Here is a 9641-nt window from a genome sequence, read left to right as displayed (position 1 = left end):
GGTGGCCACTCGGCCACCCCACCCCCGTTCACCCGTTCGGGTCAGACCTTGGCCTTGCCCAGGATGCGGTTCACTGTTGTACCGCATACCGGACACTTGCCCTTGGCCATGTTCATTCCGGTCTTCGAGACCTCGACGTGCCCCTCGAAGTCCCGCTTCTCCTTGCACTTCACGCAGTAACCGTTGTAGGTCGTCTGGGCCTGGTCGGCCACGGTGCCCTCCTCGTCTCGTCCGCCGGTCAAACCGTCCCGGCGGGGTGCCCGGCGGCGGGCCACACGGGGCGCCGGCGCTGGGTCTCACTCCGCGGCCACCTTCGTGACCGCTGGTCCGCGGACCCTACCCAGGTCTGGGCAGTTCCATGTCAGCTGTGCATCGACACTGTGAGGAAGTCGACGTCGAGAGTGTGCATGGCGAAATAGGTCGGATAAGTCAGTTTGGCGGGGACACGCCGACCAAACCCTGACAGCCACCCGTGCGAGTACCTCCGCAGCGCATCCGAGGCGGTGATCACCTACGGTAGGAGATGAGCTGCGGACCGGCGCCGTCGACGTTCACCAAGGGTGACGAGATGGCGTGATGGCGCTGCGGTCAAGAAATTTTCGGGACGCCTGGCGACCAATCACCATTTTCTGGGCGCGTGTCGTGCGGTTGACCCTTGCGGTCCCCTGGTCAGTGGGCATTAGCTTTCCTTCGTGACACGTAGTCGAGGCTGCGCGGCCCAGTGATGGCGGGGACGCGCAAGCCGGTCGTCGAGGTGCGACGCAGTCAGCGTCGACGACGCACGGTGTCCGCGTACCGTGACGGTGAGCGAGTGGTCGTCCTCATCCCCGACCAGTTCTCCCGTGCCGAGGAGAGCGAGTGGGTCGACCGGATGCTCGCCCGGCTCGCCGCCCGGGAGGGGCGCCTTGCCCGGTCCGACGACGAGTTGCTGGCCCGCGCCAACCGGCTCATCGACCTCTACCTCGCCGGGTACGCCTCGAAGGCGGTGCCGGCGAGCGTCAGATGGGTCACCAACCAGAACGGCCGGTGGGGCTCCTGCACGCCGGCGGACCGCAGCATCCGCATCTCCCACCGCGTCCAGGAGATGCCCGACTGGGTGATCGACTACGTGTTGCTGCACGAGTTGGCGCACCTCATCGTGCCCAGCCACAACGCCCGGTTCTGGGCGCTTGTCGGTCGCTACCCGAAGTCGGAACGCGCCCGCGGCTACCTCGAAGGGGTCGCCGCCGCCTCCTCCTGCGCGCCGCTCCCCACCTGACCGCGCACTGTCGCCCCGAAGATCCACTCGCGTTCCTGAATACCGCGCTGTCGGGAGCTCCGGGACACCGCGACTTCAAGGAAGTCGAGTCGATCATGGGGTCAAGCCTCCCCGGGATGGGGCGGGCCGGGTGGGGTGGCCGTTCGGGGTGGGGCGCTAGGGTCGGGGGATGGCGCGACGGGTGGTGGTGGCGTTGCTCGGGCCGGTGCACTGGTCGCCGCCCGGCGTCGACCTGGCGCAGTGGCGAGCGGCGCTGGCAGAAGACGTCATCGACCTGTTCGCCACGCTCAACGAGGTGGAGGTCGCGGTCGCGGTGACCCCGGCCGACCGGGCCCTGGCCGATGCGCTGGTGTGGCCCGGAACGGCGGTGTACGAGGTGGCCGAGCCGACGCCGAACGCCGTCTTCGCCGCGCTGGAGGGGTACGACCAGGCGGCCGTGCTGGTCAGTGACGTGCCCGACCTGCCCGCCCTGACCGTCGGCAAGCTGCTTCGCCCACTCACCAGCCGGCCGGTGGCGGTGGCTCCGGTCGAGGGCGGTGGCCCGGGTCTGCTCGGGGTCGCGGTACGACTGCCCGCGCCCGACTGGCTGCCGACGCTGGAGTTGGACACGGCGACGCCGGCTGAGGCGCGCGCCAACGCCCCGCGCCCGGGTGACGTGGCGGTCACCACCGGCTGGCGACGACTGCGCGGCCCGGCTGACCTGGCCACGCTCGACCCGGCCTTCGAGGGTTGGGAAGCGACCCGCGCCCTGCTCTCCGGGGCGGGCCGACCCACCTGAACGGCGCGCCGACCCACCTGAACCGTCGGCGCCGCCGAACACGCCGCGGGTGCCCGCTGTGGATCTTCGGGCACCCGCGGCGTAGGCCGTCGACGGGAGGAGGTCAGGACCTGGCGTCGCCCTCGCCGTCGGTCTCGTCGGACGGACCGGGCCGCCCCGACTGATCCGACTGGCCGGGGGCCTTCTCCTCCACCCCGCCGGGGGCGGTGAAGTCGAAGCTGTCCAGCTCGCTGAGATCCATGTCGTTCATCGCGAAGGCGACCGGATCGGCGAAGTCGTCGTCCGACGGGAGCAGGTCCGGGTGGCCCCAGACGGCGTCGCGGCCCTCGATGCCACGGTGCTCGGTGAGCGCGGCCCAGAGCGCCGCGGCCTCCCGCAGTCGGCGGGGCCGCAGTTCCAGACCGACCAGCGCGGCGAAGGTCTGCTCGGCGGGACCGCCGGCGGCCCGGCGACGGCGGAACGCCTCGCCCAGCCGGACGACGTTCGGCAGCCGGTCGCTGGCGGCGCTGTCGACGACGTGGCACACCCAGCCCTCGACCAGGGCGAGTGCGGTCTCCAGGCGGGCCAGTGAGGCCTTCTGCGCCGGGGTGTCCTCCGGGGTGAAGATGCCCTCCAGGGCGATCGCCTGCATCGACTCGGGGTCGGTCGGGTCGACCCGGCCCATCGCCTCCTCGATCGCCTCCCGGTTGACCCGGATGCCCGAGGCGTACATCTCGACAGCGCTGAGCACATGCCCACGCAGCCACGGGACGTGCTGGAACAGCCGCTGGTGGGCGGCCTCGCGCAGCGCCACGTAGAGGCGGACCTCGTCCTCGGGCAGCTCCAGGCCCTCGCCGTACGCCCGGATGTTGGCCGGGATCAGCGCGGCCGTGCCGGCCGGGCCGAGCGGCAGCCCGATGTCGCCGGCGGAGAGCACCTCCGCGGCGAGCGAACCGAGGGCCTGGCCCAGCTGACCGCCGAAGAGCGCGCCACCGAGGGAGGCCACCATCGACTGCATCGGGCCGAGCTGGGCGCGCGCCTCCGGCGGCACCAGGTCGCCCATCGCGCCGACCATCCGGCTGGCGACGGGGTCGCAGAGCTTGCGCCACACGTCCAGCGTCTTGAAGATCCACTCGTTGCGGTTCCACGCAACGGGGTTCTGGATGCCGGTGGGCCACGCTGAGGCGGGCTCCAACCACAGGTCGGCGAGGCGTAGCGCCTCCTCGACCGCGTTGCGCTCGTACATCGACACCGCCGGGTCACCGGCGGCCGCGAGCTGACTGGCTGCTACCTGCCGGGCCAGGTCCCAGTTGACCGGCCCGCTGCCCGGCGCGGAGAGCAGGTGCTGCAACTGCGACATGAACTGCTGCATCTGCGCGGGATCGTTGGGGTCTGGTGGTTGCCCACCCGGGAGCGCGAAACCGAACGGAATATCAGGCACGACATCTACGGTACGCGGACCGCGCCCCAGGTAGCCGTCGCTGGCGTTGCGCTGAGGGCGAAGTCGCGTGGCGCATCCGGCGGGCGGGCCGCAACCGGTCGGTACGCTCTGCGGCATGAGACGTCGTGGCCTGACGGTCCTGCTCGGTGCCCTGTTCACCGCCCTGCTGAGCATCGGGGTGCTCCGGGTGCCGATTCCGTACGTGGTGCTGGGCCCGGGGCCGACCGTCAACACCCTCGGTACGACCGACGGCAAGGAGGTCATCCAGGTCACCGGTCGGGAGACCTCGACCTCGGCCGGCCAGTTGCGGCTCACCACGGTGGGGGTGCAACCCTCCGTGCGGTTGCGGGGGGCCATCGCGGGCTGGTTCTCCGACGACGAGGCGGTGGTGCCGCGTGAGCTGGTCTACCCACCGGGGGAGTCGACGGAGCAGGTCGAGCAGCGCAACGCCGAGGACTTCAAGGCGTCACAGACCAGCGCGGAGACCGCAGCGCTGCGGGAGCTGGGCTTCCCGGTGCAGGTGGTGATCAAGACGGTGGCCGGGGACGGCCCGGCGGCCGGTGCGCTGAAGGTCGGCGATCTGATCACCTCGGTCGACGGCCAGCCGGTGCCGGTGGCGGCGAAGGTCACCGAGCTGGTCCGGGCCAAGCCGGCGGGCACGGCGTTGACCATCGGCTACACCCGTGACGGCACGCCGGCCACCGCGACGGTGACCAGTCAGGAGCAGGACGGCCGACCGCGGATCGGTGTCGAGATCGATCAGCAGCAGCCGCACCCGTTCACGCTCGGCATCGACCTGGGGGACATCGGTGGGCCGAGCGCCGGTCTGATGTTCGCCCTGGGGATCGTGGACAAGTTGACCCCGGCCGATCTCACCGGCGGTAAGATCATCGCCGGCACCGGCACCATCGACGACGAGGGCGCCGTCGGGCCGATCGGTGGGATCGCCCAGAAGCTGGTCGGTGCCAAGCGCGCCGGGGCGAAAGTCTTCCTGGTGCCGGCGGACAACTGCGCGGAAGCGGTCCGCAATCCGCAGCCCGATCTGCCGCTGTTGCGGGTGGGCTCGTTGGACGAGGCGATGACCGCTCTGGAGACGTTGCGCGCGGGTGGTCAGCCGACGCGTTGCTGACCGGTGTGACCGTGCCCCGACACGCTCAGGAACACCCCGTACTCTGGGTGCCTGGTCGGAGCCGATCATATCGAGCGTGCGGAGCCAACAGTGGTCATGCGTAGCAGCAGCCCCCTCCCGAGGATGAGCCGGCGCGGGCGCGTCACCATCGCGGTCCTGGTCGGGGTGTTCGTGCTCTTCACCCTGCTCGGCTGGGGTGTCCAGGCGTGGACCGACTGGCTCTGGTTCGACGAGGTCCGCTACACCGAGGTCTTCACCGGCGTCCTGCTCACCCGGCTGGTGCTCTTCCTCGCCATCGGCCTCGGCATGGCGGTGATCGTCGGTGGCAACCTGTGGCTGGCCTACCGGTTGCGCCCGCGACTGCGTCCGCACTCGGTCGAGCAGGCGACCCTCGAGCGCTACCGGATGCTGCTCAGCCCGCGTCTCGGCACCTGGATCTCGCTGACCGCCGCGGTGGTCGGGCTCTTCGCCGGTCTGTCCGCGCAGAACCGCTGGAACCAGTGGCTGCTGTTCCGCAACGGCGGTGACTTCGGCATCAAGGACCCGGAGTTCGGGGTCGACATCGGCTTCTACGTCTTCCAACTGCCGTTCTGGCGCTACCTGCTCGGGGTCGCCTTCACCGCTGTGGTGCTGGCCGTGATCGGCGCGCTGGCGGTGCACTACCTCTTCGGCGGGGTCCGCCTACAGGGCGTCGGCGACCGGATGAGCAACGCGGCCCGCGCGCACCTGAGCACGCTCGTCGCGGTCTTCGTGCTGTTGAAGGCGATCGCGTACGTGTTGGACCGGCGGGCCATGCTGCTGGAGTACAACGAGGGCGCCAAGTTGTACGGCGCCGGCTACGCCGACGTCAACGCGTTGCTGCCGGCGAAGGAGATCCTCGCCTACATCTCGATCGTGGTGGCCATCGCGATCCTCGTGTTCTCCAACGCCTGGATGCGGAACCTGGTCTGGCCGGGGATCTCGCTGGCGCTGCTCGGCGTGTCCGCGGTGGCCATCGGCGGCATCTACCCCTGGGCGGTGCAGACCTTCGAGGTCAAGCCGAGCGCCAAGGACAAGGAAGCGCCGTACATCCAGCGCAGCATCGACGCGACGCGCGCGGCGTTCGGGTTGGGGGCCACCGAGACGACCCCGTACGCGGCGAACAACCTCACCCCACCGGGGAACCTGGCCACCGACACGTCGGTGGTGTCGAACGTGCGGCTGCTCGACCCGCAGTTGGTCAGCGAGACGTACACCCAGCTCCAGCAGGTGCGTGGCTTCTACGACTTCGGTCCGAAGCTGGACATCGACAGGTACGGGGTGAACGGCAAGGTCTCCGACTACGTGGTCGGCGTCCGGGAGATCAACTACGGCGAGCTGACCGACCAGCAGAACACCTGGATCAACCGGCACACCGTCTACACCCACGGGTACGGGCTGGTGGCGGCCCCGGCCAACCAGGTGGTCTGCGGCGGGCAGCCGTTCTTCGTCTCCGGGTTCCTCGGCGAGAAGACCCAGGAGGCGTGCTCCTCGCAGACCGAGCAGATCCCGGCCAAGCAGCCGCGCATCTACTACGGCGAGCGGATGGCGGCCGACGACTACGCCATCGTCGGGCAGTCCGACCCGAACAAGAAGGCCGAGTTCGACAGGCCGGTCGGTGAGGGCGGCGGCGAGTCCTACACCTACACCGGTGAGGGCGGTGTGGAGATCGGCTCCTTCACCCGGCGACTGCTGTACGCCATCAAGGAGCAGGAGTCGAACTTCCTGCTCTCCGAGGCGGTGAACAAGGACTCCAAGCTGCTGTACGTGCGCAACCCGCGCGACCGGGTGGAGAAGGTCGCGCCGTTCCTCACCCTGGACGGCGACCCGTACCCGGCAGTGGTCGACGGTCGGGTGCAGTGGATCGTGGACGGCTACACCACGGCCGCCTCCTACCCGTACGCGGAGCGGGTCAACCTGCAGACCGAGACCACCGACGAGTTGACCAACCGGGGCACCTTCCAACTGGCCCGCGAAGACGTCAACTACATGCGCAACTCGGTCAAGGCCACAGTCGACGCGTACGACGGCACCGTGAAGCTCTACGAGTACGACGACACCGACCCGGTGCTCAAGGCGTGGAACAAGGCGTTCGGCGGCGACCTGGTGCTGCCGAAGGCGGAGATCCCGGTCGAGCTGAACGAGCACCTGCGCTACCCGGCGGACATGTTCAAGGTGCAGCGCAACCTGCTCACCAAGTTCCACGTGACGAACCCGGGTGACTTCTACTCCGCACAGGACTTCTGGCAGGTGCCCAACGTGCCGGACGCCCCGGACAGCGGTCAGAAGCAGCCCCCGTACTACCTGTTCACCCAGTTCCCCGGGCAGGAGAGCCCTCGGTTCCAGCTCACCTCGGCGGTCACCCCCAACGGCCGGCAGAACCTCGCCGCGCTGATCTCCGGGTCGTACGTCGACGGGCAGCCCCGGCTGGAGGTGCTGGAGTTGCCGGATCAGACCCGGATCTCCGGCCCGGTGCAGGTGCACCAGCAGATGACCAACAACGCGAACATCCGTCAGCAGCTCAACCTGCTCTCCAGCAACCAGGCGCAGGTGCAGTACGGCAACCTGCTCTCGTTGCCCTTCGCCGACGGGATGCTCTACGTCGAGCCGGTCTACGTGAAGAGCAACCAGCAGGACGCGTACCCGCTGTTGCAGAAGGTGCTGCTCTCGTACGGTGACGGCGGCTCCTTCGTGGCGCTCGCCGACAACATCAACGACGGCATCAAGCAGTTGGTCGAGCAGGGTAAGAAGGCAGGGCAGGGCACGTCGCCGCCGCCGACGACCGGGGGCAACCCGACGACCCCGACTCCGACGCCTTCGGGGACGGCGGCGCCATCGCCGACTCCGAGCGCCGGCACCCCACCGCCGACCGGTGACCTGGCTGCCGCCGCAGACCGGGTGCAGACCGCGATCACCGAGGTCCGGGCCGCGCAGACGTCGGGCGACTTCGAGCGGTACGGGCGTGCGCTGAAGGCCCTCGACGAGGCGCTCACCGCGTTCCAGCAGGCGCAGCAGGCCGCTGGTGCGCCGGGTGCCAGCCCGAGTGCTGGAGGCTGACCCGCCACCGCACGCAGTTCCTCCCCGAGCCCCCGTCCCTCGGACCGCATCAGGTCCGAGGGACGGGGGCTCGGCCGTTGGCCTGATCTGTGCGTATCTGTCACGTCACCGACAGCACCGCCCGGGCCCGCAACCTGCGGTGCCGGTCCGCCGTCCTCAATGCAACGGGGTGGGGACGAGGGGGAACAGTCGTGCGGGACGCGCAGAGCTTCGATGACTTCTACCGCAGCACCGCCCGCCGGACGCTGCGGTACGGCTACGCGGTCGCTGGCGACCACGGTGAGGCGCAGGACCTGGTGCAGGAGGCGTACACCCGGGCCTGGCGGCAGTGGGGGCGACTGTCGTCGCATCCGGCGCCGGAGGCGTGGCTGCGGCTCGTGGTGGCCCGGCTGGCGACTGACCGCTGGCGGCGCCTGCACCGTTGGCGGGTGGTGCTGAGCCGTACCGGACCGCCGGCGGTCGCACCTCCACCCAGCGAGGACGGGGTGCTCCTGGTCCGAGCGCTCCGGCAGTTGCCCGCCACGCACCGGCAGGCACTGGCCCTGCACTACCTCTTCGACATGTCCGTCGAGGAGATCGCCCGGGAGACCGACGTGCCGGTCGGCACCGTGAAGTCCTGGCTGTCCCGGGGCCGGTCCCGGCTGGCCGCGCTGCTGCCCGACCTCAGGGTCGTGGAGTTGGAGGCGAACGATGTCAGTCGAACTCTCTGACCTGTACCGGTCGCTCGGCACCGTCGCGGACGGGCACGAGCTGACCCGACCCGAGTCCCTTCGGCGGTTCGCCGACCGGCGGGCCCGAGCACGGGTAGCCGGTTCGACGCTCGCGGTGGCGCTGCTCGTGGGCGGAATTGTCGTCGGTGGCCGACTGGCGTTCCCGGCGGACGGTTCCGCACCGCCGCCCGCCGACATCCCTGGCCCGTCGCCGACCGGGGCGACGGCGACCTCCCTGCCGTCACCCACGCCGACTCCCTCGGCACCGCTACCGTCGCGGACCACAGCGAGCGGCACGCCGTCGCAGCCGGTCACCACCGGACCGGCGGCACCGCGGCCGCCCACCTCGATCCCGGACCGCGCCTTCTTCCTGCTGGCGGCCCCGAATCGGACCGGACTGGAATCCTCGGGGGAGGGGCCGGCACTGCCGACGCTGTGCGGCGCTCGCCTGCCCAGCGACTCGGCCATGGTCCAACGCCGTGGTCGCTACCTGGCCTACAAGATGCCGGAGACGCCGACGGGGCACGTGCCGGACGGTAGCTACCGGCACACCATCACCATCTACCGGGCAGGTCGCGCCGACGACGCGTTGCGGGAGCTGCGGCAGGCGGTGCGCGACTGCCCCGACCAGAAGCTGCCCGACGACGACAGGACGTGGCGACAGCGGCTGCTGGCCTCGGGGGCGTACGGGGACGGGTCGGTGCTGTTCGAGATGCGGGCTCCGATGCCGGACGGGATGGGTGAGCCGGGTACGGAGGAGGTTCGGCTGGTCCGGGCGGTCCGGGTCGGGGACGTGGTGACGGTGCTCTGGGAACAGGGTTGGGAGCACACGGTCGCCGTTCGGTCCCAGGTCGATGCTGACAGCCGACGGGCGGTCGCGGCGATCGAGGACTGGCTCGACTGACAACGCCCAGGTCAGAGCTGTCCGTGTCGGCGGTATCGGAGTCGCTTTGCGGTGTCCCGGGTTGGTGCGCTACGGTTAGCGAACCGACGCGGGGTGGAGCAGCTCGGTAGCTCGCTGGGCTCATAACCCAGAGGTCGCAGGTTCAAATCCTGTCCCCGCTACGAGAGAAACACCAGTTCGAAGCCCGCCTCCGGTTCACCGGAGGCGGGCTTTCGACATTCCGGGGGTGCCGGCCACAGCGGATGGCGACCCCACTGATCATCGCCCGGAACGGGTGAGTTAGTCTTAACCAGTCGACGCGGGGTGGAGCAGCTCGGTAGCTCGCTGGGCTCATAACCCAGAGGTCGCAGGTTCAAATCCTGTCCCC

Annotated in this window: 8 protein-coding genes and 1 tRNA gene; 7 read left to right on the top strand and 2 right to left on the bottom strand. The window is 70.0% G+C overall.

Annotated features, from left to right (window positions below):
- Positions 1–41 precede the first annotated feature (41 nt).
- Positions 42–212 carry a DUF5679 domain-containing protein gene (locus AB0B48_RS29400; RefSeq protein WP_167457767.1) on the bottom strand — a complete coding sequence of 57 codons (171 nt, stop codon included), beginning with the start codon at positions 210–212 and terminating at the stop codon, positions 42–44.
- Between the two features lie 512 nt (positions 213–724).
- Here AB0B48_RS29400 and AB0B48_RS29395 point away from each other — a divergent pair.
- Positions 725–1258: a M48 family metallopeptidase gene (locus AB0B48_RS29395; protein ID WP_357207139.1), complete on the top strand. Its 534-nt coding sequence runs from the start codon at positions 725–727 to the stop codon at positions 1256–1258.
- Positions 1259–1427: 169 nt separating this feature from the next.
- On the top strand, positions 1428–2036 hold the full coding sequence (locus tag AB0B48_RS29390; protein WP_357207137.1) for a hypothetical protein: 609 nt from the start codon (positions 1428–1430) through the stop codon (positions 2034–2036).
- A gap of 103 nt (positions 2037–2139) precedes the next feature.
- Here AB0B48_RS29390 and AB0B48_RS29385 read toward each other — a convergent pair whose 3' ends face one another.
- Positions 2140–3456 (bottom strand): zinc-dependent metalloprotease, encoded by a 1317-nt coding sequence (locus tag AB0B48_RS29385; protein ID WP_357207135.1) that lies wholly within the window; start codon positions 3454–3456, stop codon positions 2140–2142.
- Between the two features lie 115 nt (positions 3457–3571).
- Here AB0B48_RS29385 and AB0B48_RS29380 point away from each other — a divergent pair, with 115 nt between their 5' ends.
- The 5 genes from AB0B48_RS29380 to AB0B48_RS29360 all read left to right on the top strand — a co-directional run bounded on the left by AB0B48_RS29380 (position 3572) and on the right by AB0B48_RS29360 (position 9435).
- Entirely contained in the window at positions 3572–4585 is a 1014-nt protein-coding gene (locus AB0B48_RS29380) for a PDZ domain-containing protein (RefSeq protein ID WP_355008178.1), read from the top strand.
- Positions 4586–4681: 96 nt separating this feature from the next.
- Entirely contained in the window at positions 4682–7660 is a 2979-nt protein-coding gene (locus AB0B48_RS29375; RefSeq protein WP_357207132.1) for a UPF0182 family protein, read from the top strand.
- A gap of 191 nt (positions 7661–7851) precedes the next feature.
- Positions 7852–8370, top strand: a complete 519-nt coding sequence (locus tag AB0B48_RS29370; protein WP_357207130.1) for a SigE family RNA polymerase sigma factor — start codon at positions 7852–7854, stop codon at positions 8368–8370.
- Positions 8351–9274, top strand: coding sequence for a hypothetical protein (locus AB0B48_RS29365; RefSeq protein WP_357207128.1), 924 nt, complete (start codon positions 8351–8353; stop codon positions 9272–9274). The genes AB0B48_RS29370 and AB0B48_RS29365 overlap by 20 nt, the downstream gene beginning before the upstream one ends.
- Positions 9275–9361: 87 nt before the next feature.
- Positions 9362–9435: transfer RNA gene (locus tag AB0B48_RS29360), tRNA-Met, on the top strand.
- Positions 9436–9641 lie beyond the last annotated feature (206 nt).

Source organism: Micromonospora sp. NPDC049089, assembly GCF_040648775.1.
GTDB lineage: Bacteria > Actinomycetota > Actinomycetes > Mycobacteriales > Micromonosporaceae > Micromonospora.
Note: the sequence above shows the minus strand (reverse complement) of the source record. Positions and strands in the feature narration are given on the sequence as shown.

Excerpts from the sequence above, each read along its gene's own strand:
- AB0B48_RS29395 (WP_357207139.1), top strand. The coding sequence starts at position 725 with ATGGCGGGGACGCGCAAGCCGGTCGTCGAGGTGCGACGCAGTCAGCGT.
- AB0B48_RS29375 (WP_357207132.1), top strand. The coding sequence starts at position 4,682 with ATGCGTAGCAGCAGCCCCCTCCCGAGGATGAGCCGGCGCGGGCGCGTC.
- AB0B48_RS29365 (WP_357207128.1), top strand. The coding sequence starts at position 8,351 with ATGTCAGTCGAACTCTCTGACCTGTACCGGTCGCTCGGCACCGTCGCG.
- AB0B48_RS29390 (WP_357207137.1), top strand. The coding sequence starts at position 1,428 with ATGGCGCGACGGGTGGTGGTGGCGTTGCTCGGGCCGGTGCACTGGTCG.
- AB0B48_RS29380 (WP_355008178.1), top strand. The coding sequence starts at position 3,572 with ATGAGACGTCGTGGCCTGACGGTCCTGCTCGGTGCCCTGTTCACCGCC.